Origin of the sequence: Pseudoalteromonas sp. HF66, from assembly GCF_011806445.1 — a bacterium.
Classification (GTDB): Bacteria; Pseudomonadota; Gammaproteobacteria; order Enterobacterales; family Alteromonadaceae; genus Pseudoalteromonas; species Pseudoalteromonas apostichopi.
Window position 1 is genome coordinate 76,725 of sequence record NZ_JAATOU010000003.1, and the last position, 26,004, is coordinate 102,728.

At 41.1% G+C, this 26,004-nt stretch carries 25 protein-coding genes; 15 read left to right on the forward strand and 10 right to left on the reverse strand.

Annotation, left to right across the window (positions count from 1 at the left end; all coding sequences use genetic code 11):
• The first annotated feature begins 3 nt into the window (after nucleotides 1–3).
• On the forward strand, nucleotides 4–1,263 hold the full coding sequence (locus HCZ11_RS04695; RefSeq protein ID WP_130051253.1) for a tetratricopeptide repeat protein: 1,260 nt from the start codon (nucleotides 4–6) through the stop codon (nucleotides 1,261–1,263).
• A 56-nt stretch (nucleotides 1,264–1,319) separates the two neighbouring features.
• Nucleotides 1,320–2,324, forward strand: a complete 1,005-nt coding sequence (locus HCZ11_RS04700) for a hypothetical protein (protein WP_167657782.1) — start codon at nucleotides 1,320–1,322, stop codon at nucleotides 2,322–2,324.
• Nucleotides 2,325–2,338: 14 nt separating this feature from the next.
• Here the strand turns inward: HCZ11_RS04700 and HCZ11_RS04705 are convergent, their stop codons facing one another.
• Nucleotides 2,339–2,674, reverse strand: coding sequence for a TraR/DksA C4-type zinc finger protein (locus HCZ11_RS04705; protein WP_130051255.1), 336 nt, complete (start codon nucleotides 2,672–2,674; stop codon nucleotides 2,339–2,341).
• Between the two features lie 51 nt (nucleotides 2,675–2,725).
• Complete coding sequence (locus HCZ11_RS04710; RefSeq protein ID WP_130051256.1) at nucleotides 2,726–3,703, reverse strand: tRNA-dihydrouridine synthase; 978 nt, start codon at nucleotides 3,701–3,703, stop codon at nucleotides 2,726–2,728.
• A 173-nt stretch (nucleotides 3,704–3,876) separates the two neighbouring features.
• On the opposite strand from HCZ11_RS04710, the gene HCZ11_RS04715 reads away from it, so the two are divergent.
• The 10 genes from HCZ11_RS04715 to adk all read left to right on the forward strand — a co-directional run bounded on the left by HCZ11_RS04715 (nucleotide 3,877) and on the right by adk (nucleotide 13,293).
• Nucleotides 3,877–4,365, forward strand: a complete 489-nt coding sequence (locus HCZ11_RS04715; protein WP_167657783.1) for a hypothetical protein — start codon at nucleotides 3,877–3,879, stop codon at nucleotides 4,363–4,365.
• Nucleotides 4,366–4,419: 54 nt separating this feature from the next.
• Complete coding sequence (locus HCZ11_RS04720) at nucleotides 4,420–5,283, forward strand: DUF692 domain-containing protein (RefSeq protein WP_167657784.1); 864 nt, start codon at nucleotides 4,420–4,422, stop codon at nucleotides 5,281–5,283.
• Nucleotides 5,276–6,028: a DUF2063 domain-containing protein gene (locus HCZ11_RS04725; RefSeq protein ID WP_256854835.1), complete on the forward strand. Its 753-nt coding sequence runs from the start codon at nucleotides 5,276–5,278 to the stop codon at nucleotides 6,026–6,028. Before HCZ11_RS04720 ends, HCZ11_RS04725 begins: the two co-directional genes overlap by 8 nt.
• A 91-nt stretch (nucleotides 6,029–6,119) precedes the next feature.
• A complete protein-coding gene (locus HCZ11_RS19700; protein ID WP_254907726.1) occupies nucleotides 6,120–6,242 on the forward strand; it encodes a hypothetical protein in 123 nt (40 codons plus the stop codon).
• Between the two features lie 151 nt (nucleotides 6,243–6,393).
• Nucleotides 6,394–6,939 (forward strand): adenine phosphoribosyltransferase, encoded by a 546-nt coding sequence (gene apt / locus HCZ11_RS04730; protein WP_130051259.1) that lies wholly within the window; start codon nucleotides 6,394–6,396, stop codon nucleotides 6,937–6,939.
• A gap of 3 nt (nucleotides 6,940–6,942) precedes the next feature.
• Nucleotides 6,943–9,390 carry a DNA polymerase III subunit gamma/tau gene (dnaX, locus tag HCZ11_RS04735; protein WP_167657785.1) on the forward strand — a complete coding sequence of 816 codons (2,448 nt, stop codon included), beginning with the start codon at nucleotides 6,943–6,945 and terminating at the stop codon, nucleotides 9,388–9,390.
• Nucleotides 9,391–9,449: 59 nt separating this feature from the next.
• Nucleotides 9,450–9,776 (forward strand): YbaB/EbfC family nucleoid-associated protein, encoded by a 327-nt coding sequence (locus HCZ11_RS04740; RefSeq protein WP_036967566.1) that lies wholly within the window; start codon nucleotides 9,450–9,452, stop codon nucleotides 9,774–9,776.
• A 10-nt stretch (nucleotides 9,777–9,786) separates the two neighbouring features.
• Complete coding sequence (recR, locus tag HCZ11_RS04745) at nucleotides 9,787–10,395, forward strand: recombination mediator RecR (protein WP_167657786.1); 609 nt, start codon at nucleotides 9,787–9,789, stop codon at nucleotides 10,393–10,395.
• 160 nt (nucleotides 10,396–10,555) lie between these two features.
• Complete coding sequence (gene htpG / locus HCZ11_RS04750) at nucleotides 10,556–12,469, forward strand: molecular chaperone HtpG (protein WP_167657787.1); 1,914 nt, start codon at nucleotides 10,556–10,558, stop codon at nucleotides 12,467–12,469.
• Nucleotides 12,470–12,648: 179 nt separating this feature from the next.
• Entirely contained in the window at nucleotides 12,649–13,293 is a 645-nt protein-coding gene (adk, locus tag HCZ11_RS04755; protein ID WP_036967590.1) for an adenylate kinase, read from the forward strand.
• Nucleotides 13,294–13,373: 80 nt separating this feature from the next.
• On the opposite strand, the gene tpx is transcribed toward adk, so the two are convergent.
• Entirely contained in the window at nucleotides 13,374–13,955 is a 582-nt protein-coding gene (gene tpx, locus HCZ11_RS04760; RefSeq protein WP_130051262.1) for a thiol peroxidase, read from the reverse strand.
• Between the two features lie 205 nt (nucleotides 13,956–14,160).
• On the opposite strand from tpx, the gene HCZ11_RS04765 reads away from it, so the two are divergent.
• A complete protein-coding gene (locus tag HCZ11_RS04765; protein ID WP_130051263.1) occupies nucleotides 14,161–15,165 on the forward strand; it encodes a response regulator in 1,005 nt (334 codons plus the stop codon).
• 3 nt (nucleotides 15,166–15,168) lie between these two features.
• On the forward strand, nucleotides 15,169–16,131 hold the full coding sequence (locus HCZ11_RS04770) for a diguanylate cyclase (protein ID WP_130051264.1): 963 nt from the start codon (nucleotides 15,169–15,171) through the stop codon (nucleotides 16,129–16,131).
• A gap of 50 nt (nucleotides 16,132–16,181) precedes the next feature.
• Here the strand turns inward: HCZ11_RS04770 and HCZ11_RS04775 are convergent, their stop codons facing one another.
• The 5 genes from HCZ11_RS04775 to HCZ11_RS04795 all read right to left on the reverse strand — a co-directional run bounded on the left by HCZ11_RS04775 (nucleotide 16,182) and on the right by HCZ11_RS04795 (nucleotide 22,660).
• Nucleotides 16,182–17,063, reverse strand: coding sequence for a universal stress protein (locus HCZ11_RS04775; protein ID WP_130051265.1), 882 nt, complete (start codon nucleotides 17,061–17,063; stop codon nucleotides 16,182–16,184).
• Between the two features lie 5 nt (nucleotides 17,064–17,068).
• Nucleotides 17,069–18,583, reverse strand: coding sequence for a SpoVR family protein (locus HCZ11_RS04780; RefSeq protein ID WP_130051266.1), 1,515 nt, complete (start codon nucleotides 18,581–18,583; stop codon nucleotides 17,069–17,071).
• Nucleotides 18,584–18,603: 20 nt separating this feature from the next.
• Entirely contained in the window at nucleotides 18,604–19,890 is a 1,287-nt protein-coding gene (locus tag HCZ11_RS04785) for a YeaH/YhbH family protein (RefSeq protein ID WP_167657788.1), read from the reverse strand.
• Between the two features lie 26 nt (nucleotides 19,891–19,916).
• Nucleotides 19,917–21,839, reverse strand: a complete 1,923-nt coding sequence (locus HCZ11_RS04790; RefSeq protein ID WP_130051268.1) for a PrkA family serine protein kinase — start codon at nucleotides 21,837–21,839, stop codon at nucleotides 19,917–19,919.
• A 239-nt stretch (nucleotides 21,840–22,078) separates the two neighbouring features.
• Nucleotides 22,079–22,660, reverse strand: a complete 582-nt coding sequence (locus HCZ11_RS04795) for a superoxide dismutase (protein ID WP_054551537.1) — start codon at nucleotides 22,658–22,660, stop codon at nucleotides 22,079–22,081.
• Between the two features lie 264 nt (nucleotides 22,661–22,924).
• Between HCZ11_RS04795 and HCZ11_RS04800 the strand changes: the two genes are divergently transcribed.
• Nucleotides 22,925–23,263, forward strand: a complete 339-nt coding sequence (locus HCZ11_RS04800; RefSeq protein ID WP_054551536.1) for a Grx4 family monothiol glutaredoxin — start codon at nucleotides 22,925–22,927, stop codon at nucleotides 23,261–23,263.
• Between the two features lie 68 nt (nucleotides 23,264–23,331).
• Here HCZ11_RS04800 and HCZ11_RS04805 read toward each other — a convergent pair whose 3' ends face one another.
• Nucleotides 23,332–24,633, reverse strand: a complete 1,302-nt coding sequence (locus tag HCZ11_RS04805; RefSeq protein ID WP_167657789.1) for a PAS domain-containing sensor histidine kinase — start codon at nucleotides 24,631–24,633, stop codon at nucleotides 23,332–23,334.
• Nucleotides 24,633–25,961 carry a sigma-54 dependent transcriptional regulator gene (locus HCZ11_RS04810; RefSeq protein WP_167657790.1) on the reverse strand — a complete coding sequence of 443 codons (1,329 nt, stop codon included), beginning with the start codon at nucleotides 25,959–25,961 and terminating at the stop codon, nucleotides 24,633–24,635. Before HCZ11_RS04810 ends, HCZ11_RS04805 begins: the two co-directional genes overlap by 1 nt.
• Nucleotides 25,962–26,004: the final 43 nt, after the last annotated feature.

Genomic DNA, 26,004 nt, shown 5'->3' on the forward strand with positions numbered 1-26,004 from the left:
GTAATGAGAAATTTATCTAAAGTAACTGCACTTGCGCTTCTTATGTCTCTATCAGGTGTAGCTTTCACTGCACCTGCTTTAGCAGCGCCAGATTACGCGAAGATTGAAGCGCGTAAAAAAGCAAAAACTAAAGTTATGGGCGAGCGCGTTGGTAAGAAAGTTATTAAAGCGTTTGACTTGTACAATGAAGATAAGCTTGATGAAGCGATTGCACTACTTAAAGAAATCGATCCTTCGGATGATTTCGATAAGGCAACAGTTGATCGTTACTTAGGTCAGATGTACGCTCAAAAAGAGCAGTACCAATTGGCTATTAAGCACATCTCAGCGGCAGTTAAGCCTGACGTTTTAAACTTTGCTGACCAAGAGCAAGGCCTAAAACTTCTAGGTGATATGTACGCGGGTACTGAGCAATATGCAAAAGCGAAAGAAGCTTATGCAGCTTGGATGGACTTCACAGGTGAGGAAGACGACAAAGTTTATACACGTATTGCGCAAGCAAACTACGAGTTAAAACTTTACAAAGACGTTCTTCCTGCTGCAGACAAAGCAATTGAATTGGCAAAAGAACCTGCAAAAGCTTCTTACCAATTAAAGCTAGCTGCCTATTTTGAACTTAAACAGTACAAAAACATGGTAGAAGTAGCTGAAGAGATTGTTCGTGTTTGGCCTGAAGACAAAAAAGCCTGGGTTGGTTTAGGTAAATACTACCTACAAACCGAAGACTTCAAAAAAGGTCTAGCGACCATGGAAGTTGCCTACAAAAATGGCTATTTTGAAAACGAAGTTGAATACAAAGTACTTTCTAACTTCTATTCGTTAAATGATATTCCTTACAAAGCAGCTGTCGTGCTTGAAAAGGCAATCAACGAAGAAAAAGTTAAGCGTAACAAGCAAAATATCAGCGCAGTGGCATCTAATTACCACCGTTCTAAAGATATTGAAAAAGCAGCTAAATACTATGAAGAAGCGGCTAAATTTGATGACGATGCAGAGCTTTACCGCAAAGCAGGTTCATTACTTTTACAATCGCAAAATTATAGTGCAGCCGTTGTTCGTTTGAACAAGGCATTAGAGTTAGGTTCTGATAAAAAAGGAACTATCTATTCTGATTTAGCTGAAGCTTACTACTACCAAGAGAAGTACAAGCAAGCTTACAACGCTATCACTAAGGCAATGGATGATCCGCGCACGCGTCGTTTCGCGAAGAGCTGGTCAGCCTTCATCAAAGATAAAGCCGCTCGTAACGGTGTAAAAATCTAATTGATGTTGTTTTAAATTAAAAAGCCCCTCTGGGGCTTTTTTTATGGAATTTTAAAATGCTAAGACAGATCGTATTATTACTTGTCGCAAGTGTGATGCTGATAGCTTGCTCTGAGCAATCTTCAGGTTTCAAGACTTTTAGGGAAGGGCAGCAAGCGCTGCAAAGAATTAATAATTTATTATCTAATCAAGAACTGCAAACTGAAGCTACTAGCTGGCCTTTCTCTGAAAGTTATTTGCAAGCACGTCACCAAGCTTATCAAAAGCTAAAAGCGACGTCTTTAGATGAGTCACAACAGGCGCAATTAAATTATTTAATTATTGCCGAGCGTTATCCTGAACGTTATTTTGTCTGGCCTGTACAACGTGATGTTATTAGTCAAGCTCGTTCACAGGATAACTATTCAGCAAATGCACTAGCTAATTGGTTAGAGTTAGTTGAAATGCAGTTAATTGCTGCTGAACAAAGCAACCTTAAATTAAATAAAATTGAGTTAACGTTATTGCATAACATGGTTAAATCGCATCTGGATAACAGCGATGACAGTGTCCAAGCAGCGCTTTATAAACTTAATCAATACTTAACTCAATATAAACCTCGTACAAAGCTTGGTTTAGTTGGTTTAGCGAACGGTAAAGACTGGTACCAAAGTAAACTTAATTACTTCAGTGGTGAGACTAAGTCTCCTTTAAACTGGCTTAGTGAGGTCCAAAGTTCACTTAAGCAGTTACAAAGAGCAGATTTTGTATTACCTGTATCAGATTCTCATGTTAGCCCATTAGTGATGACTTATTTTGTGGAAAATCATCAGCACAGTGGTCTTGATTGGCAGCTTGATTATATAGACCCGCTAAAAAGTAAACGTAAGCTAACGCAAGGCGAGCAATACTTCTGGCAAGTTATGATGGAAACCGACTTAGGTATTCATTATCACACTTGGAGTGAACAGCAAGCACGTGTCAATTTAATGAAGCGTTTAGGCGTAGATCAGCTGCAAGCGGATTGGTTAATTGAGGATATTATACTTTATCCTGCAATGAGTTTTATTTTTATAAATTAGTACAGCATTGCGCTCTATGGAGCGCAACGCCGACAACGTTGGCTTGCAGGATCTGCAAGTAAACGTTCGTCATCGATTTTTTCTTCGCAATCACAGCAATAGCCATACTGCCCGATATCAATTTGGCAAAGTGCTGCTTCCAACTTTTCTATCCGAGCAATCAATATTTGATATTCAGAGCCAAGGTTATTTGCTGTCAGCTCTAACCAATCCGAAGGAGGGTTATCTTTGAGTTGCGATAGTAGTTGCTGATGATAGCTTTGTTCAGAATTAGCCAGCATATCAAGTAAACGTTGTCTGACCTGCGCAAGTTCCGCAGATAACTTTGTTTGAATTTCAGTATTGTTCATCGCGTTTCTTCCAAGTGGGCAATACTAGTATTATCAAACAAAATCCGTTTGCTAATTATGATTTGTATCAATACTCGGCGCTTTGGCATACTTTCTTAGCACATCAGCTACTTCATCTTTGGCTTTTAAGCGACGTATCTCATCAAAAAGTACGCTTGCTTGTGGGTATTGGCGTTTTAAATAACCGAGCCATTGCTTAGTTCGAGAAGCAAAGTACTTTTCACATTTACTTTCGTCTTGGTGCATTGATGAATGAATAATGTGGTATATCACATGCTCCCATAACATAGGAGTATAATGTTCGTTTTGTGCATGTGACTTTATTTGTTTTGCTAAATCAGGCATTGCTAGTGCGCCACGACCAAGCATTAAGTCTTGGCAATGGCTTCTTTTTTGGCAAAGTATAGCATCTTTAACTTGCCAAATTTCACCGTTAGCAACTACTGAAATATTCTTGTTTTTGATTAATGGGGGGATTTTTTCCCAGTAAGCAGGAGGGTTATAACCATCTCGTTTAGTTCTGGCATGAATAGCAAGACTTGAAGCGCCTGCGCTTACAACAGCATCAACAATTTCTTGGCTATTACTATCATCATCAAAGCCAAGTCTGATTTTAGCACTCACCTCATGGCGTGGGTCGACAGCATCACGTACGGCTTTGATTATCTCGTACATATGCTCAGGGTCTTTTAAAAGTACCGCACCACCTTTACTTTTATTTACCGTTTTAGCAGGGCAACCAAAGTTTAAGTCGATTCCATGTGAGCCTAGGCGTATTGCTTTAACTGCATTTTCAGCTAAAGCATTGGCAACTTGACCCAGTAATTGAATACGTACAGGTGTACCTGCACGGGTATAGCCACCTGTTTTTAGCTCAGGACAATAGCGATGAAACACGCGCTCGGGTAGCGTGTCTTCGACGACACGAACAAACTCTGTAACGCATAAATCAAATCCACCTAAATCAGTTAGGAGTTGTCGCATTTTAAAATCTACAACACCTTCCATCGGTGCTAAAACTAGTCGCATGATACCTGTTTACTTATCAAAAATTAGGACGCGTATTCTAGCTGTTCTAGATTGTTTTATAAATCGTAATTTGCTTTCTGCGCACTTTCAGAAAATAATTAGAAAAAATTGAAAGATATTTGTAGTTCACAGGTCTTGTTTAATAACCCTTTATAAAAAAAGAGAGTCATCGAATGAACACAGTTAAGAAAAATTCAATTGCATTAACATTAGGTGCGGTTGTAGTAGGTGCGTCAAGTTTTGCAGTAACTGATGCGAACGCGAATCCATTTGAATTTCAGCAAATGCAAGCAGGGTATCAGTTAGACGCGGCTGAAGGTAAGTGTGGAGAAGGCAAGTGTGGCGGCGATAAAAAAGCGGCTAAAGAAGGTAAGTGCGGCGAAGGTAAATGTGGCGCAGACAAAAAAGCAGCTAAAGAAGGTAAGTGCGGCGAAGGTAAATGTGGCGCAGACAAAAAAGCGGCTAAAGAAGGTAAGTGCGGCGAAGGTAAATGTGGCGCAGACAAAAAAGCAGCTAAAGAAGGCAAGTGCGGCGAAGGTAAATGCGGTGCAGCTAAAAAAGCAGCTAAAGAAGGTAAGTGCGGCGAAGGCAAATGTGGCGCAGACAAAAAGAAAGCTAAAGAAGGTAAGTGTGGTGAAGGTAAATGTGGTTCTAACCACTAAGCGCTCACTTAGCTTTTGAAAGGGCCGTAAAGGCCCTTTTTAGTAGGAGGTAGTATGTTAAAAGAATCAGTAGCTGATTTTGGGCAGATTGGGCTAGGTTTGCGCCGAGAAATGCTTGATGAAATGCTTATCGATGTTCCTAAACCCATTGAGTTTTTAGAAGTTGCACCAGAAAACTGGCTAAAGCTTGGGGGTCGATTTGGTAAGCAATTTAAGCAGCTAACCGAGCAACATGCCTTTGTATGTCACGGTTTGTCGTTATCGATTGGGTCACCTTCAGCACTTGATATTGAGTTTGTGCAATCGCTTAAAACTTTCTTCAAAGAGCATAATGTTCGTCTGTTTAGTGAGCACTTAAGTTACTGCTCGGGAGAAGGGCACATGTACGACTTAATGCCAATTCCGTTTACTGAAGATGCTATTAAGCATGTTGCCTCTCGAATTAGGCAAGTTCAAGATATTCTTGAGCAGCCAATTGCAATTGAAAATGTCTCTTATTATGGCGCGCCCGGTCAACAAATGACGGAACTTGAATTTACTAATGCGGTTTTAGAAGAGGCGGATTGTAAATTACTGCTCGATGTTAATAATATTTACGTCAATTCGATTAATCATGGTTATGATGCAGGGAAATTCTTAGCAGCATTACCAACTAATCGCATTGCCTATGGGCATGTTGCTGGTCATTACACTGAGGCTGAGGATTTACTCGTTGATACTCATGGTGCGCCAGTGATCGATCCCGTTTGGCAATTGCTCGAAAAAGCCTATGAAATTCATGGGGTATTTCCCACCTTATTAGAGCGTGATTTTAATATTCCTCCTATGAGTGAATTATTAACAGAGCTGAGAACCATTGGAGCGTTGCAAGAGGCTGCTGCTCATCGAAATCAAGCAACGGTGAAACACAGTGCCTAATCATTTTACGCAAGTACAGCAAGAGTTTATGGCGCATATTCGCGACCCAGAAAATAATAAGAAGCCAGCCGATGTTGAAGAGCGTCGCATGGCGATTTACCGCGATTTATTTTTTAATAATGTGGATGGTTTTGTCAGCTCTGCGTATCCAGTGCTAAAAAGTTTATATACTGAGCAAGCTTGGCAGAGACTCATTAGGCATTTCTTTAGTATGCATGACTGTAAATCACCTTATTTTTTAGATATAGCAGGGGAGTTTTTGACTTTTCTTGCAAATGACTATGAAATGCAAAGTGATGATCCTGCTTTTATGTTCGAACTGGCGCATTATGAATGGGTTGAGCTTGATGTGTCGGTTGCTCAAGAGGTGGCACAAGAAGTGAAATTATCAGCTCATAAAGTGACAAGCTCCCCATTATATTTAAGTTCGTTTGCTCGCAATTTAAGTTATAGCTTCCCAGTTCATACTATCAGTGTGGATAATCAACCAAGTGAGCCGACAGCACAAGCAAGTTACTTCGTGGTTTATCGTGATAGTGATGATGAAGTACAGTTTTTATCAACAAATGCGATGACCGCATTACTGCTTAATATTATTGAATCTAAGCCTGGTGCAGATTTAAATGATGTATGCCAAGCAGTTGCAGAGCATGCTCCTCAATTTAGCCAAGAGCAGCTGTATCAAGGGGCCCTCAATACCTTAAGCGCTATGGCAGAGCGCGGTGTTGTGGTTACTAATACATAGGTTTAAAAATCGGCTAAAGCTCTTTATTGATGAGGGCTGTTCGACTATTATGTGCACCTTATTTTGTCGTGCTTAAATAAAGGTAGTAACTATGTCGAATGATAAAGACTTTAAAGATCCGTTCAATGCAACTTATTTCATTGCGTTTTTAGCTGTATTCGGTGGCATTGGCTGCCTTAACGCTATTCTTGGTTGGATCACTTCTTTATCTTAATCTGCGCAAGCAAATTTAAGACACTAGGCTGCACCATGCAGCCTTTTTTGTTGTAGTTAAGTGATTAATTTCGAAACTTGCTACCGACTTTCCACTAAGGTGATGTTATACTCTCGAGCTTTGTTAGATAAACTTTTTGAGCAGTATAATTATGACTCAAGCAACTTCAACGCTCATCAAACAGAGCATTGCAACGATCGCTGATTACCCTAAGCCGGGCATTATGTTCCGCGACGTAACAACATTAATGGCTAATGCTGACGCATTTAAAGCAACTATCGACAGCTTTATTGCAGCATATAAAGACCAAGGTTTTACAAAAATCATCGGTACTGAATCTCGTGGTTTTATCTTTGGTGCACCACTTTCATACGCACTAGGTATTCCATTCATTCCAGTTCGTAAACCAGGTAAACTTCCTCGCGAAGTGATTTCACAAAGCTACCAATTAGAGTATGGTGAAGATATTCTTGAGCTTCATACAGACGCAATTGTACCTGGTGATAAAGTGTTACTAGTAGATGACTTACTTGCTACAGGTGGCACAATCGAAGCAACTGCAAAATTAGTTGCTAAACTAGGCGGTAACGCAACTGATGCGGCATTTGTTGTTTCTTTACCAGAGCTTGGTGGTGAGCAACGTGTTGCTGAGATGGGCATCAAAATCTTAAAGTTGGTTGAATTCGAAGGCGAATAATTAATGAGTTATCAGGTTCTAGCAAGGAAATGGCGACCACAAACCTTTCACGAGTTAGTGGGGCAGTCTCATGTTAAACAAGCATTAGTGAATGCATTAACACAAAATAGACTCCATCATGCTTATCTCTTTACTGGAACCCGTGGGGTGGGTAAAACAACCATCGCACGTATATTCGCAAAAAGCCTCAACTGCGATAAGGGTATCTCTGCAGAGCCATGTGGTCAATGTTCAAGTTGTACTGACATTGAAGCAGGTCGTTATATTGATTTATTAGAAATCGATGCGGCATCGCGTACCAAAGTAGAAGATACCCGCGAAATCCTTGATAACGTTCAGTACGCACCAACACGTGGTCGTTACAAGGTATACCTAATCGATGAAGTTCACATGCTGTCAAAGCATAGTTTCAATGCATTACTAAAAACATTGGAAGAGCCTCCAGAGCATGTGAAATTTTTATTAGCGACAACTGATCCGCAAAAACTGCCCGTGACGATTTTATCGCGTTGCTTACAGTTTAATCTTAATGCTTTGTCGCAATCAGAAATTCATGATCAGCTTGCCCATGTTCTTAATCAAGAACAGCTAAGTTTTGATGATAAATCATTGTCTATTTTAGCTAAGGCCGCTGATGGTAGTATGCGTGATGCACTGAGCCTTACAGACCAAGCAATTGCGCAAACCAACGGCAGTATAAATCATCAGGCAGTACAAACCATGCTTGGCTTGATGGATACTCAATATAGCCAAACCATGTTAGCGGCGCTACTGTGCCAAGATGGCGATGCACTACTTCAAGAAGTAAAAGCGGTCGTAAGTCGAAACCCTAACTTTGTAGCCTTGCTCGACGATTTAATCGCCCTGACGCACCTTATTCAGCTTGTGCAACTCGTGCCTAGTGCAGCGGCACTTGATGATACTAACCGTGATTTTATTGAGCAAGTAGCGCAAACCACTGATGCACAACAGATGCAGGTTTACTACCAATTGCTATTAAATGGTAAAAAAGATTTGCAGTGGGCACCCGATGCTAAACTAGGTTTTGAAATGATTATGTTGCGTTTGTTGGCATTCCAACCTACGCAATTTGCACAAAGCCAAACACCAACGAATACCCAGCAGCAGGTTAAGCCAAGTGGTGCCGGTGCACTGCGTGATATTTTGAAAAAATCAACGGCGCAACGTGAACAAGCAGCGTCAGAGCAAGCACTTTTAGCACAAAGTTCTGCACAGACAACTGCTGTTCCTTCAGAGCCTCAGCAAATTCAAGCTGAGCCTATTGAAGCTGAACCTGTTCAAGCAGCTAAAGCAGAAACAGTGCATAGCCAAGAGCCTGACCAGCAAGTTGAAGCAACAGCGGTAGTACAGCCTGGTGTTGAACAACAGCCTCAGCAATCTGTTGAAACTGCAATGACCGCTGAAGTTGAACCAGCGCCACAACAGCAAGAGCAAAGCTACTCAGAGCAAGTACCTGCAGCTGAATACTCTCCACAGGAGTATTCTTCGCAAGATTATATAGACGATCATGATGCACAAATGGACTCATCACTTGCTGCGCAATACGATGATGTGATGAATAGCGCCTATGATCAGGGCTTTACTGCAAATGAAGCACCTCAGCAACAGCAAACTGCACCAGTGCAATTACAACAGCAGCAAAGTCAGGCGCAGTCGGCCATTGCTCGTATTTTACAAGACCGCAATATCTCAGGTGCTGGGCGTTTAAGTGGTGCTGCAACGCAAACGAATGCTAAAGCAGAACAACAACCTGAAGCGAAGCCCAAAGCAGAGCCGCCAGCGCAACAAAGCACAGCCACGACCAATATTCAGCCTCAGCAGCAAGCAATGGCTGCTGAAGTAAAAAAGCCCATCCCCCAGCAAACGGGGGAGAGCAGTAATAAAGTAAAAAAAGTCGACTTTAGAGAAAAGCATCAAACAATTACTGAAAACTTAGCGCCTGAGCTGCTTGAGCAGATCAACCCGCAAAAAGTGCCAGAGCCAGTAGTAGAAGAAGCCAGTATTCCGGTCCCTGATGATTTTGAAAGTCCGATCAGCAGTATTAAATTTGCACACGAACAAGATGAATGGGCGTATTTAATAAAGCGCATGGGGCTCGGCGGACGGATGCGCCAATTTGCACTGCATTCAATTTTTACCAAGCAGAATAACCAACTGCACATTGAGGTTGACTCGTCACAGCGCCATTTAGACAGCGCAGTACTAAGGCAAAAGCTCAATGCTGCATTAAGTGAAATTTACGGCCATAATGTAGAGCTTAGTATCGAGTTTGCTGATGGCGTAATTGACTCACCGTATTTGATTCAGCAAAAAATCGATGCAGGACGTCATCAACAGGCTATTGATGTAATAAATAGCGACGAAAACATAGTGCAATTTCAACAGTTATTTAGCGCTATAATCGATGAAAACAGTATTCAGGCATTGTAATTCGTTACAATAGCCCTTATCTTCATGCCAATTAAAGTAGTTTAGAAAGAGAGACAGTTATGTTTAAAGGTGGAATGGGTAACATGATGAAGCAAGCGCAGCAAATGCAAGAGCGCATGCAAAAAGCCCAAGAAGAAATCGCAAACCTTGAAGTAGTAGGTGAAGCAGGTGCAGGCCTAGTTAAAGTAACTATGCTTGGTAACCACAATGTACGTCGTGTTGAATTAGATGAAAGCCTAATGGAAGACGACAAAGACATGATCGAAGATTTACTAGCGGCAGCGTGTAACGATGCTGTACGTCGTGTTGCTGAAGAAACGCAAGAGCGCATGAGTAAAGTAACTGGCGGTATGCAATTACCACCAGGTATGAAAATGCCATTCTAAGTGATTTTGTATGCAACTATCTCCTAGTTTAACACAGCTAATTGAAGCGCTACGATGCCAGCCAGGCATAGGCCCTAAGTCGGCACAGCGCATTGCTTTTCATTTGCTTGAGCGTGACCGTCAAGGTGGTAAACAACTTGGCCATGCATTAACTAAAGCAATGGATGAAGTAGGGCATTGTCAATCTTGTCGTACTTTTACAGAGCAAGCTGTGTGTGATATTTGTTCTAGTGTTAAACGCCAAGATAGTGGTTTATTGTGTGTGGTTGAATCACCAACCGATGTACTTGCTATTGAGCAAACTGGTCAGTACCAAGGACTTTACTTTGTTTTAATGGGTCATTTGTCGCCAATTGATGGCATAGGACCAAAAGAAATTGGCCTTGATATTCTTGAAAGCAAGTTGCAACAAGGTGGCATTAATGAGGTGATCCTAGCAACCAATCCAAGTGTTGAAGGTGAAACCACAGCCCACTATATTGCAGAGCTTTGTCATAAGTATCAGGTGAGTGCATCTCGGATAGCTCATGGTGTCCCTGTTGGTGGTGAGCTCGATTTACTCGATGGTATGACGCTTATGCACGCATTTAGCGGACGACGCGCCGTAAACCAAAGCTAATACCAAAAATGGTATCAAAAGCCTGCTTGAAGCAGGCTTTTTTGTGTTTAACCCCTAATTTTCCCGCGAATTTAATTTTTTGCCTTGAAGTTCCAAAAGCCTGCCCCATATAAAGAGTCATAGTGCAGATTAGACACTTTGTTAATTGGAGATTTACACAATGACTGCAGCACAAAAAGAAACATTAGGCTTTCAAACAGAAGTCAAACAACTATTAAACCTGATGATTCATTCTCTTTACTCTAATAAAGAGATATTTTTACGTGAGCTTGTATCAAATGCCTCAGATGCGGCAGATAAATTACGTTTCCTTGCGCTTTCTAATGGCGATTTATATGAAAATGATGCGGAACTAAAAGTACGTATCAGTGCTGATAAAGAAGCAAACACGGTCACCATTACTGATAACGGTATTGGTATGAGCCGTGAAGATGTGATTAATTCACTAGGTACCATTGCAAAATCTGGCACTGCAGAGTTTTTTCAAAACCTAACAGGCGACCAAAGCAAAGATTCACAATTGATTGGTCAATTTGGTGTTGGTTTTTACTCAGCATTTATCGTTGCTGACAAAGTAACAGTGCGTACTCGTAAAGCAGGTGAAAGCCAAGGTATTGAATGGCAATCTGCAGGTGAAGGTGAGTACACATTACAAGAGATTGATAAACCATCACGCGGTACCGAAATTATTCTTCACCTTCGTGAAGACGAAACAGAGTTTGCTGATGAGTTCCGTTTACGTAGTATCGTAACTAAATACTCTGATCATATTTCGATTCCTGTTGAAATGTATAAAGCAGAAGTACCTGAATCTGAAGGTCCTGATGGCGAGAAGATTCCAGCACAGCCAGGCGAGTGGGAAGGTATTAACCGCGCAACAGCACTATGGACTCGTGATAAGTCAGAAGTAACAGACGAAGAGTACAAAGAGTTTTATAAGCATATCGGTCATGATTGGGAAGAGCCACTAAGCTGGGCACATAACAAGGTTGAAGGTAAAACAGAATACACTAGCCTGTTATACATCCCGAAAAAAGCACCTTTCGATTTATGGAACCGTGAGCGTCAATCAGGTTTAAAACTGTATGTGCAACGCGTTTTCATTATGGATGACGCAGAGCAGTTCATGCCAAGCTACCTCCGTTTTGTGAAAGGTTTACTTGATTCAAACGACTTACCACTTAACGTGTCGCGTGAAATCTTGCAAGACAACAAAGTAACACAGGCAATCCGTAAAGGTTGTACATCGCGCGTACTTAAAATGCTCGAGCGCATGGCGAAAAACCGCGAAGAAGATTATCAATCTTTCTGGAACGAATTTGGTCAGGTGTTAAAAGAAGGCCCAGCGGAAGATATGGCAAATAAAGAAGCCATTGCTAAGCTACTGCGTTTCGCTTCTACACATACTGACGAAAGCACACAAAATGTATCGCTTGAACAATACATTGAGCGTATGAAGCCAGAGCAAGATAAGATTTACTATGTAGTTGCTGATTCATTCGCTGCAGCGAAAAACTCACCACACTTAGAGATCTTCCGTAAGAAGGGCATCGAAGTATTGTTACTAAGTGACCGTGTTGATGAGTGGATGATGAGCTACTTAACAGAGTTCAACGAAAAGTCATTCCAGTCAATTACCCGTGGTGACTTAGATTTAGGCAACATGGATGACGAAGAAACGAAAAAAGCGCAAGAAGAGTCAGAAAAAGAAGTTGCTGGCCTAGTTGAGCGTATTAAAACAGCACTAGGTGATAACGTTAAAGACGTACGCTTTACGCATCGTCTAACGGACTCTCCTGCATGTGTTGTTGCTGATGAGCATGATATGAGCTCACAAATGCAAAAGTTAATGGAATCAGTTGGTCAAACTGTGCCTGAGCAAAAGCCAATTTTTGAGCTTAACCCAGAGCATCAGCTTGTTAAACACTTAAATGTTGAACAAGATGAAGACAAGTTTGCCCAGTGGTCACAAGTACTTCTAGATCAAGCACTACTCGCTGAGCGCGGAACTTTAAAAGACCCTGCAGGCTTTGTAACTCGTTTGAATAAACTTATGCTAGATTTAAGCAAATAAGCGTTTTAGCATAATGAGTTGGAAAAGGGAGCAAGGCTCCCTTTTTTATTGCCGCTAATATAGGCAATTGGTATAAGTTACTTGAGGTATAGCCTTAGTTGTGGAAGAATTCAGGCTCTAAAAACAAAACTCCACTGATCGACCATTTTTAAGATTAGTATCACACAGAGGACAATGATATGCGCATTATTCTTTTGGGCGCGCCGGGTGCAGGTAAAGGTACTCAAGCTCAGTTTTTGATGGACAAATACGGTATTCCACAAATTTCTACGGGCGATATGCTGCGTGCAGCAATCAAAGAAGGTACACCACTTGGTCTTGAAGCTAAAAAAGTAATGGATGCAGGTCAATTAGTATCTGACGAAATTATTATCGGTCTAGTTAAAGAGCGCATCGCTAAGCCAGATTGCGAAAAAGGTTTCTTACTAGATGGTTTCCCTCGTACTATTCCTCAAGCAGATGCAATGAAAGAGAATGGCGTGGTAGTTGATCACGTTATCGAATTTGACGTTGCTGACGAAATCATCGTTGAGCGTATGGGCGGCCGTCGCGTACACCCTGGTTCTGGTCGTGTTTATCACGTTGTTTATAATCCACCTAAAGTTGATGGCAAAGATGACATCACAGGTGAAGATCTAATCATTCGTGATGACGACACTGAAGAAACAGTACGTAAGCGTTTAGGTATTTACCACGACCAAACTAAACCATTAGTTGATTACTACCAAGCTGAAGCAAAAGCAGGCAACACTCAGTACCACAAATTAGACGGTACTCAAGCTGTTGAAGCTGTTAGCCAACAACTTGGTGAGCTACTAGGTTAATTTACCTTTTAGAATCACAAATAAAAAACCGCCTCTGGGCGGTTTTTTTGTGTCTGTCTCACTGCAAGTAAAATTGCGCTTTACAGTTTCTTTAATGCCGCAATGGCACCGTCGTAATCAGGTTCTTTTGATAAATTATCAACTAGCTGCTTATAAACGATGTTATGTTCTTTATCTAACACAAACACCGCACGGGTTAATAAGCCCATATCTTTGATAATCAAACCGTAGTTCTTACCAAAGTCACGCCACACTGAATCAGACAAAGTCACCACTTTGTCGATATTTTCGGCTTTACAAAAACGCTTTTGTGCAAAAGGTAAATCTGCGCTTAAGGTAAGCATAGCAACACTTGGGTACTCAGTAGCTACTTTTTCATTAAAGTGTTTGGTTTGAATACTACACACACCCGTATCTAAACTTGGCACTACGCTTAAAAGCACTGCTTGACCTTGGTAGTTATCTAGTGTGACAGGTGTAAAGCTGCCATCTACTACTTTAAAATTAGGCGCTTTTTGACCAACTTCAACACCTTGACCTAGTAAAGTGACCGGCTTAGATTGGGCAGAAACCTTACCTGCATCTAAACTATTTTCTGATAAATCACCAGCATAACTAAACGTGCATACAGCACCTAGTGCAAATATTAGCGGACGTAACATAATAAGATTCCTTCAAATTAACGCATTTAACATCAGTGTATTATACTCATAGAGTGGCTCAAAGGATTAGTACAATTTAAAATTGTAAATAACCAATAGTTTGATTAACATGTGTTCGTGAACCGATTTTTTATATAGAAAAATAATAATAAAGTTACTGGCACTAGTTAGTATCTAGTTAAAAGTGCGTATTTAGAGAGAAGGTATGTCAACATCGGTATTAGTTTGTGATGATTCAAAGTTAGCACGTCGACAATTAGCGCGCTCTTTACCCGATGATTGGGATATTAAAGTTGAGTTCGCTGAAAATGGTGTGCACTGTATTGAGCAGATTAAAAAAATTCAGCCAGAAATTCTATTTCTCGATTTAAACATGCCTGAAATGGATGGCTATGAAGTGCTTCAAGCAATTCAAGAACAGGACCTTCATGTTCTCACCGTGGTTGTGTCTGGTGATATTCAACCTAATGCGCATCAACGAGTGCTAGAGTTAGGTGCCATCGACTTTATTCAAAAACCTTGCTCTGCGGAAAAGCTCGCTAATATCATCGAACACCATGGTATTAAAGATAAAGCCATGCGTGAGCGCCTTGCTAATAAGCTAGGTGAGCAAGTTGACCCTGATGTGCGTGATATCTATCAAGAGCTCACTAACGTCGCTATGGGGCAAGCAGGGGACTTATTAGCGCGTCTTCTTAATGTATTCGTAAAGCTGCCTATCCCTAATGTAAATGTATTAGAAGTAAATGAGCTTGATATGGCTCTGCGCTCTATTGATGCTAATGCAACTACATCGGGTGTATGCCAAGGTTTTATCGGCGGTGGAGTATCTGGCGAAGCATTACTACTTTTAAACGATTCAAGTTTTAAAGAAATCGCGTCATTGATGAATTACGAAGGTGAGCTAAACGATAATGTCGAGCTTGAGCTGTTAATGGATGTGAGCAACATCCTGATCGGTGCGATTTTATCAGGGCTTTCTAAACAGCTCGATATGCGTTTTAGCCAAGGTCATCCTGTGGTGCTAGGACAGCATTGTGATGTCACCGATTTAGTAAAAGCCAATAAATCTCGCTGGCAACGAACACTGGCGATTGAGATCAGCTATGGCATCGAAAATCACAATATTAACTGTGATTTGATGTTGCTGTTCACTGAGGACTCACTTAAAACCCTTAAGTACAAAGTAGCTTATTTATTAGAAGACTAAACTATGCCTGCAGCCGATTTTAATATGAATGAACTCCATTGGTTAATGGATATGTTTAATACCGTTGATGTAGGCCTAGTAGTGCTCGATAGAGACTACAAAGTATGCATCTGGAATGGTTTTATGGAAAACCATTCAGGCTTGCTACCAAGCGCGGTGAAAGATAAAGATCTGTTTGATTTATTTCCATCAATTGATGAAAAGTGGTTTCGCAGTAAATCAGAGTCTGTGTTCATACTAAATAATCGTTCATTTACTATTTGGGAGCAGCAGCCATATATTTTCCGTTTCAAAAACTACCGCCCAATTACCGGTAAAGCGGATCATATGTATCAAAATGCTACCTTTATTCCGCTGACAACGACCACAGGTGAAGTGTCGCATATCTGTATCATTATTTATGATGTAACGGATGAAGCTGTAAACAAAAAAGAGCTAGAAGAAGCCAACAGTAAGCTTGAACAAATGAGTCGAACAGATGCGCTGACTAAACTGACCAACCGTGGTTATTGGGAAGAAAAATTACGTAAAGAGTATATGCGTATTGTTCGCAGTGGCGGGTGTAGCAGTTTGTTGATGTTTGATATTGATCATTTTAAAAAGGTTAATGATGAGCATGGCCATCGCGGAGGTGATGAGGCGTTGCGTCATATTGCTGACCTTCTGCGTAAGACTTTGCGTGAAACCGATTTAGCTGGCCGCTATGGTGGTGAAGAGTTTGCGGTAACCTTGCTAGATACTGATCATGAAGGTGCGCATATTTTTGCTGAGCGATTAAGAACACTGATTGAGAACTCATCAATATACTTTGATGGCAAACAAATTCAACTGACGGTCAGTATTGGTTTTGCCTGCTTTGACGAAAAGTTTGATCGCTACGAAAAGTGGGTTGAAGCGGCAGATAAAGCCTTGTATCACTCTAAAGAAAATGGCCGTAACATGGTTACTGCTTATACAGATTTATAAAAAGGGGCAAAAGCCCCTTTTTTATACTAATTTTCTTAAGATTTTGCCGATTAAATGCCAAGTGGCGGTAAAACGAGAATATCTGTTTTAAGTAGCTTCATGACCTTTTCAGCAGTATTACCAATTAAATGACCTTTAATACCTGTATTACCAACCGAGCCCATAATCACTAAATCAGCATTTAATTTTGCTGCAACACTTGGAATCACTTGTTCAACCACACCAGCTTTGATTTTTAGTTTTTCTTTTAAGTCGTGTGCTTCAATTAAGGTACGCTGCGCGACGGGGAGTTTTTCAAAAGCATTTGTCACTTGTTCATCTGAAAATACAATGCCTAAATCACGTAAAAATGGTGACACGTGCACGGTATAACACGCATAAAATTCGCTTTCGTAGTCTTTAGCATAGGCCAAACCTGCTTTAATAATTGCCTCGTTTAAACAGTATTTAGTGGCTTTTTCGCTGCCTAAATCAAGAGCCGCGAGTACATTGGTATTGTTACGCCATTTGTTATCGGCGGCTAGGTAAAGGGGGAGTGGGCTAAAACGGATAAGCTGCCAATCTAGTTCGCTAAATTGCGTTTCTTCGTCAATGTGACGGGTTTTAATCACCATATCATAGTTTGACGTATCAAGCTCATTTGCAAGCCACTGTACTGGGCTTTCATGCCACAGGTTTTGCAATGTATAACTGCCGTCATCTAGATGCTCACTGATCAGAGGGCTAAGCGCTGCACGGACTTTAGCGAGTTCTTTGTCTTGTATCGCAAGCGCTTCATCTGGTGGAATAGAGAATAAAATGTTATTGGTATCTTCATAACTAAAAGCAACAAGATCAATATGCTTAACGCCTTTGGCTTTTTGCTTTGCATGTAAAATAGACGTTTTAGCATCGGCTATTGAGTCGATGATCACCAGTATTTTTTTATTCATTTTGGCTACTCTGTTGTGTGTCGGGTATCACTGCTTGGGCATTCACCCAGTAATGAAACTTCACCTGTTGAGGTTTCTTGTTCCAGTTTTACCTTAAAGCCCCATAGCCTGTAAAGGTGTTTTAGCACTTCATCTTTTGATTTAGCTAAGGGAATATTGTTATGGGGGACATAGCGCAGAGTTAATGAACGATCTCCTCTGATATCAACGTTATAGACTTGAATATTTGGCTCGAGATTACTTAAGTTATATTGAGCCGAAAGCGTTTCACGAACTTGTTGATAACCTAGCTCATCATGAATTGCCCCCACATTAAGAGTCGGTTCTTTTTCATGGTCAATAATGGTAAATAATTTAAAATCACGAATTATTTTCGGCGATAAAAACTGGCTTATAAAGCTCTCGTCTTTAAAGTTTTGCATTGCGAAATGCAGCGTCTCTAACCAATCGCTGCCTGCATATTCAGGGAACCACTTTTTATCTTCATCAGTTGGGTTTTCACACATTCTGCGGATATCAACCATCATGTTAAAGCCAAGGGCATAAGGGTTTATACCTGAATAATAGTTACTGTTGTATGGTGGTTGATACACTACATTTGTATGGCTTTGTAAAAACTCGAGCATAAAGGCATCTGTGAGTTTTCCTTCATCGTAAAGGTGGTTCAAAATGGTGTAATGCCAAAATGTTGCCCAGCCCTCATTCATAACTTGAGTTTGTTTTTGTGGATAAAAATATTGAGAAATCTTACGAACAATACGGATGACTTCCCGTTGCCATGACTCAAGCAGCGGGGCATTTTTCTCGATGAAGTACAAAATGTTTTCTTGTGGCTCATCAGGAAAGCGGCGCTCACGCTTTTTAGACTCTTGCTGTGAGGTTGGAATAGTACGCCAAAGTTCATTCACTTGTGATTGTAGGTAATCTTCACGTTCTTGTTGGCGCTTTTGTTCTTCATACAGTGAAATTCGTTGCGGGCGCTTGTAACGGTCTACACCATAATTCATAAGGGCATGACATGAATCAATCAGGTTTTCGACCTCGGTAATGCCGTATTTTTCTTCGCATTTAGCTATGTAATTTTTTGCAAATAACAAGTAATCGATAATTGAGCTGGCATCGGTCCAGGTTTTAAATAAGTAATTACCTTTAAAAAACGAGTTGTGGCCATAGCAAGCATGAGCCATTACCAAAGCTTGCATTGGTAGGGTATTTTCTTCCATTAAATAAGCAATACAAGGGTCTGAGTTAATAACAATTTCATAAGCGAGGCCCATTTGTCCTCGTTTATAGTTTTGTTCTGTTTGAATGAATTTTTTACCATACGACCAGTGGCTGTAGCCAATCGGCATCCCTACACTGGAATAGGCATCCATCATTTGTTCTGCGGTGATCACCTCAATTTGATTTGGGTAGGTATCGAGTTTATAAATTTTCGCAACCCGCTCAATCTCAGTTTGATACTCTGCTAATAAATCAAATGTCCAATCAGGACCGTCACTAATACGTTTATCGGCCATACTTTACCTCACTCGCAAGGCTATGCGGCGCCTTGCTGCTGACGATTCTTTTTAAATAATTCACGGAAAATAGGGTAAATGTCCTCAACGCCCCGGATATGTTGCATTGCAAAATTGTCGTGGGTTTGCGCTATCGACTGATACTCTCGCCACAAGCTTTGATGGGCACGGGCTGTAATTTCGATGTAGGCGTAATAGCGCACCGCCTTTAGTAGTTTATTACGTAAAATTTCGCCACAGTTCGGTGAGTCGTCTGCCCAGTTGTCGCCATCAGAGGCTTGTGCTGCATAAATGTTCCACTCTTCTGGGTTGTAGCGATCAGCGATAATTTCGTTCATTAGCTTTAATGCGCTCGATACAATTGTGCCACCCGTTTCCTGAGAATAGAAAAACTCTTGCTCATCTACTTCTTTCGCTTGGGTATGATGGCGAATATAGACGACTTCTATATTTTTGTAGCTGCGGGTTAGAAATTGATAAAGCAAAATATAAAAGCGTTTTGCCATATCTTTAGTAGCTTGGTCCATCGAACCTGAGACATCCATTAAGCAGAACATCACTGCTTTGCTTGTAGGATGTGGCTGTTTTTCATAATTACGAAAACGTAGGTCATAATTATCAATAAATGGCACTGCGTTAATGCGACTTTGTAGTTCCTCAATTTGACGTTCGAGTAACGCAATGGCAGCTTTGTCTGGTTCTTCCTCTGCTTTTAGCAGCGCTAACTGACCTTCAAGCTCAGCAAGGTGGCGCTTTTTGCCTGCGGTCATTGCTACTCTGCGAGCAAGTGAGCCTTGTAATGAGCGCACTATATCAATATTGCTTGGCATGCCATCATTACAAAAACCTGCACGATGGGTTTTCATTTGTACGAGTTTATCTAGCTGATTTTGTTGTAGGTTAGGCAGTTCAAGATCTTCGAACAGTAAGTCTAAGTATTCATCCTTTGAAATAGAGAATACAAAGTCATCTTGTCCTTCACCCGAGTCACTGGCTTCACCTTCGCCACTGCCTCCACCTTGACCACCCCCTTGCGGCCGCTTGATTTTATCGCCCGTAGAGAATTGATCATTACCTGGGTGGATTTGTTCGCGGTCACCGCCACGTCCTTGATGAAAAGTAGGTTCACTGATATCACGTTGCGGAATAGAAATACTCTCGCCGCTGGTAGTATCGGTTACGCTACGCTTATTAATGGCATCAGATACCGCTTCTTTAATCTGTTTCTTATAACGCCTGATGAACCGTTGACGATTCAAGGTACTTTTGTTTTTTCCATTCAGGCGTCGGTCAATAAAATGCGCCATAACAACCCCCTTAAAACAAACGTTTTTTACTGCGATTTTCTAACGCGTAAATACCATTCAGAAAGTAAACGTACTTGTTTTTGGGTATAGCCTTTCTCAACCATACGATTGACAAAGTCTTCGTGTTTTTTCTGATCTTCAGCCGAGGTTTTCGCATTGAAAGAAATAACAGGCAGTAGGTCTTCAGTGTTTGAGAACATTTTTTTCTCAATAACAGTGCGAAGTTTTTCGTAACTGGTCCAAAGCGGGTTCTTGCCTTGGTTGTGTGCACGCGCACGCAATACAAAGTTGACAATTTCATTACGGAAATCTTTAGGATTTGAAATACCCGCAGGTTTTTCAATCTTCTCAAGCTCTGCATTGAGTGCTGCACGGTCAAATAGCTGGCCTGTATCTGGGTCACGATACTCTTGATCTTGGATCCAGAAATCTGCATAAGTGACGTAACGGTCGAAGATGTTTTGTCCGTATTCAGAATAAGATTCTAAATACGCCGTTTGTAACTCTTTACCGATAAACTCAACGTACTGAGGAATGAGGTAACCTTTTAAGTGGCTTAAGTAACGCTCCTCAACATCGGCAGTAAACTGCTCACGCTCAATTTGCTGCTCCAGCACATAGAATAAGTGCACGGGGTTAGCAGCTACTTCTGTGGTATCGAAGTTAAATACCCGCGATAGAATCTTAAACGCAAAGCGGGTAGATAGCCCTGTCATGCCTTCATCAACACCGGCGTAGTCGCGGTATTCTTGATACGACTTAGCTTTCGGGTCGGTGTCTTTTAAGCTTTCGCCATCATAGACTCGCATTTTTGAATAAATGCTTGAGTTTTCTGGCTCTTTAATCCGCGAAAGTGTGGTAAATTGCGCCAATGTCTTTAATGTGCCGGGTGCACATGGTGCATCATGTAACTCACTGTTTTCAAGTAGTTTATTGTAAATTTTAACTTCTTCAGACACACGTAAACAATAAGGTACTTTGACGATGTAAACACGGTCTAAAAATGCTTCATTATTTTTGTTGTTCTTAAATGTTTGCCACTCAGATTCATTTGAGTGAGCTAATATCATGCCATTAAACGGTAGGGCACTAATACCTTCTGTGCCGTTGTAGTTGCCTTCTTGAGTGGCTGTAAGCAGTGGGTGTAGCACCTTGATTGGCGCTTTAAACATTTCCACAAACTCCATTAAGCCTTGGTTTGCTAAGCAAAGGGCACCAGAGTATGCATATGCATCAGGGTCGTTTTGCGCAAAGTGCTCTAGCTGGCGAATATCTACTTTACCTACCAAAGCTGAAATATCTTGATTGTTTTCATCGCCGGGTTCTGTTTTGGCAATTGCGATTTGATTTAAAATTGATGGGTAGCGCTTAACTACTCTGAATTGGCTAATATCACCATTAAACTCACTTAAGCGTTTTGCAGCCCATGGTGACATCACTGTTTTTAAATAACGTGGCTTAATGCCGTATTCTTTTTCTAAAAGCTCAGCGTCTTCATTTGGGTCAAATAACGCTAGAGGGTGGTCGTTGACGGGCGAGCCTTTTATTGAGTAAATTGGTACTTGTTGCATTAAATATTTAAGCTTTTCAGCAATTGATGATTTACCACCACCTACTGGGCCAAGTAAATACAGCACTTGCTTACATTCTTCTAAGCCCTGCGCAGCATGCTTTAAGTAAGAGACGATTTGTTCAATGGCATCTTCCATACCATAAAAATCGTGAAATGCAGGGTAGCGTGCAACTACGCGATTTGAAAACAGCCTGCTTAAGCGCGCATCGGTCGATGTGTCGATAATTTCCGGCTCACCGATCGCCATCAATAGACGTTCAGGTGCGCTGGCATAAGCTGATTTATCCTTCTTACAGATTTCGAGAAATTCCTCAATACTGTATTCTTCTTCTTGCGCTGCTTCGTATCGTGATTGGTAATGCTCAAAAATACTCATAGAGACCTCCGAAAACCCGCTAAAATGACGTGTAATTAGATTAAGAGAAAAGCAAAGGCTAATTAAAGCTTAGTCACGATTTTGAATTTTTGCGCAAGAAAATTAAGAATTTAATTGAAAAAAGCTCATCTTGATTACGCTTTTTGGCTGAGGACTTGGCTGCGACTTAGAGGGGGCGTGCAATGGCAATAAAAAAGACGCCGAAGCGTCTTTTTTGGATTACTGTTAGTAACAGAAGATTAAGCGAAGTTAGCGTTCGCGAAGTCCCAGTTAACTAATGCCCAGAAACCTTTTAGGTAATCTGGACGAACGTTACGGTAATCGATGTAGTAAGCGTGTTCCCAAAGATCCACAGTTAGGATTGGTGTAACACCTTCATCAGTTAATGGAGTTGCAGCATTTGACGTGTTTACGATATCAAGTGTGCCGTCAGCTAGTTTAACTAACCAAGTCCAGCTTGAACCAAAGTTGTTTACTGCTTTATCGTTTAACGCTTCTTTGAATGCGTCGAAAGAACCCCATTTAGCATTGATCGCGTCAGCGATTGCGCCAGTAGGCTCGCCACCACCGTTTGGAGATAGGCTGTTCCAGTAGAAAGTGTGGTTCCAGATTTGTGCAGCATTGTTAAATACGCCACCTTCTGAAGAACATACGATTTCTTCTAGAGATTTGTTTTCGAATTCTGTGCCTGGGATCAGACCGTTTAATTTCACAACGTAAGTGTTGTGGTGTTTACCGTGGTGAAACTCTAGAGTCTCTTTTGAAATATGTGGCTCTAATGCATCGATTGCGTATGGTAGTGACGGTAGTTCAAATGCCATTTTTTATCTCCATCTTCTTGGTTGATAGTCCACTCAGTTATAGGTAATAGCAAGGTAAACAGCGTACTTCCCTATACCAAGTGGTATTATAGTGTTACTATAATTGTTGAGTATTTTACTCAAGTTTTAGCAAACAGCAATGCTATTGCTAAAGACTATTTAAAATTGTGGCTACGAATGCCGATTTTAAGTTATATATCTGAGGCCACAGTGAAACTTTTTCAAGGCCAATGTAGTAAGCCAATGTCTTTTTTGAGGTTGTAAATGGAAACCATCGATAAAATTAAACAGCAAATTTCTGAAAATCCAATCCTTCTTTACATGAAGGGATCACCAAAGTTACCTAACTGTGGTTTTTCTTCACAAGCATCACAAGCACTTATGGCATGTGGTGAGCAGTTTGCTTACGTTGACATTCTACTTAACCCAGACATCCGTGCAGAGTTACCTGCATACGCAAACTGGCCAACATTCCCACAATTATGGGTAGAAGGCGAGCTTATCGGTGGTTGTGACATTATCATCGAAATGTTTCAGCGTGGTGAATTACAACCACTAATTACTGAAACAGCTGCAAAGTACAAAGAAAAAGACGCTGAATAATCGAATTTAGTGTAGAAAAAAGCCGCTGATTGCGGCTTTTTTTACACCAATATTATTGCTTATAGGTATTATGAGGGTAATAAAACATGCACGCTTAAGCCACCTTGCTCGCGGTTGTGTAAGCTAATTTGCCCGTGGTGTGCTTCAACTATTTCTCTGCAAAGTGCTAAACCTAGGCCACTACCAGTTGTCTTGGTTGAATAGAAGGGGATAAGCGCATTAGCCATCACAGCTTCACTCATGCCTTTGCCTTTGTCGCTCACTGTGATGTGAGTGCCGTTTGCTTCTTGTTGCACAGTTAAATTGATATCTTCAGGGTTAGAACCTGATTCATAGGCATTTTTTAATAGGTTGATCAGTAATTGTTCTAGTTGTGTGTGATCAGCTTCAGTTGTTACACCCTCATCTAGTGATACATCAACCTGCCACTGGCTTTTTAGCTGTTCAATAAGAGTATGCCAGTTAACCGTCGATAGTTGCGGTGTTGGTAACTTGGCAAATTTGCCATAACCTTGCACAAACTCATTAAGATGCTTGATGCGGTCCTCAATGGTAGTAAAGACCCGCTTCAAGCGTGGCTCGTCGACTTCTTTAGTTAATAACTGAGCGCTATGAAGCATGGATGACATTGGGCCGAGTGAGTTATTCAGCTCATGACTAATGATGCGAATGACTTTTTTCCACACTTCAACTTCTTGGCGGCTTAGCTCGCGAGTGAGCTGTTTAAATACAAACAGTTGGTGAAACTGATTATTAAGTAATAATCGGCCTGTCGCCATATGCCAAGTTTGCGATTCTTGCTCTTCTTTATCAAGGGTAAATAAACCATCGACCCCTTTGTGAATCGCGCGCGTTAATTGCTCACAGCTAGATTCTAAAAAGTGTTCAAGTTTAGCGCCTTCAAGAGCTGATTTAGCATCGAGTAAGCTGCGTGCACTGTGGTTGCTATAAACGATAAAACCTTGGTCGTTAGTCAAAAGCACTGCTTGTGGCGAGCTTTGTAAAACTTTATCGAGCATCAGCTCTCGCTGATATATCCATTGTTTTTCTTGGCGAAGCTGTTTTGCAGTTTGGTTATAAAGCCGACATAAATCGCCAAGCTCATCACTGCCCTCATATGCTAATAATGTAGCCAGCTCGCCATCTTTAAAATTCAGTAGCCCGGTTTCGAGAGAGTTCATTCCATCAATGAGCGGGGCAGATAACTGGGCGGCAAAAAGAGCACTTATCAACACGCATGCAAGTAGAGCTAAAATGCTGTAAAACAAGCTTATGCCCGAAAAGTAACAAACCAATATCAGCGGCAATACAGACGCTGTAATACATAAGGTTATGATTTTATATCGAAACGAAAAACGCTGTGTTGTCATTAATAATCAATCTTAAATTTATCAAGTCTACGATAAAGGGCTTGGCGACTTAATCCAAAATGACGAGCCACTTTCGCAATAACACCTTGGTACTCGCGCATGGCAAGTTCAATCTCTTGCTTGCTTGGCTCTGTTCTTGTTTGTGCGGGGCTATTTACTTCAACTTGTAAGCCAAAATCGGCAAGCTCAATCATCCCTGTGGGCTTTAAAACCCCAGCACGTTTACAGGCATTTTCAAGTTCGCGAACATTACCAGGCCAGCTGTGGGCAAGTAGGGCTTTTTCTGTGCTGAGTGAGAATGCTCGCTCAGGTAAAAAGTGTGCGACCAAAGCTAAAATGTCATCTGGGCGATCAGCAAGGCTTGGCAAATTTAACTCAATGACATTCAAACGGTAGTAAAGATCTTCACGAAACTGACCAGTTTTAATTGCATGACTTAAACCTTCATTGGTTGCTGAAATTACCCTAACATTCACTTTGCGTGTTTGTGTTGAACCTAAGCGTTCAAATTCGCCGGTTTGTAAAATGCGTAATAGTTTCATTTGCCCAGAGAGTGGCAAGTTACCAATTTCGTCTAAAAATAGGGTGCCACCATCGGCGGCTTCAAAACGACCAATACGCTGTTTAGTAATTCCTGTATACGCACCGGCTTCTGCACCAAATAGCTCAGCTTCGATCAGTTCGCTTGGCAGGGCGCCAGCATTAACAGTGATAAAGGGTTTGTCTGCTAATAATGAATTAGCCTGAATTATTTGTGCAATTCGCTCTTTGCCACTGCCGTTAGGACCTGTGATAAGCACCGAAATATCCGATTTAGCAACTTGAATTGCAAGATTAACAATGTGCTCCATAGCGGTACTTTTATATATAAGACCCACTAAATTAGCGTTATGCACAGATGCATCACGTTCTTGCTGGTGGCGGGTAAAGGTTTCGTTTTGTTGTTTTACTTTACCCAGCTCTATCAGGTTATTTACACAGGTAAGTAACTTGGTATCGTCCCATGGTTTCGGTAGATAATCAGCTGCACCCGCTTTTACGAGTTCAACGGCTGTTGACAGCTCAGTCCATGCGGTAATCAAGATAATTGGTAAATGAGGGTTAATGTCTCGTAAGGCATAAAAGAGCTCTTTGCCTTCTTCGCCTGAGGTTGTGTCGGCGGTAAAGTTCATGTCTTGAATAACAAGCGCAATACGTTGATATTGCACTGCTTGAATTGCCTCAAGAGGATTGCTTGCTGTAACGACCTCAAAATCGTGAATTTCAAGTAATAATGACAACGCATCCAAGATGGCTGGGTTATCATCGACGATAAGTATTTTTTCCATATAATTGTTTTAGTTATTTTCCTAATAAGGGTGCAAGATAAAT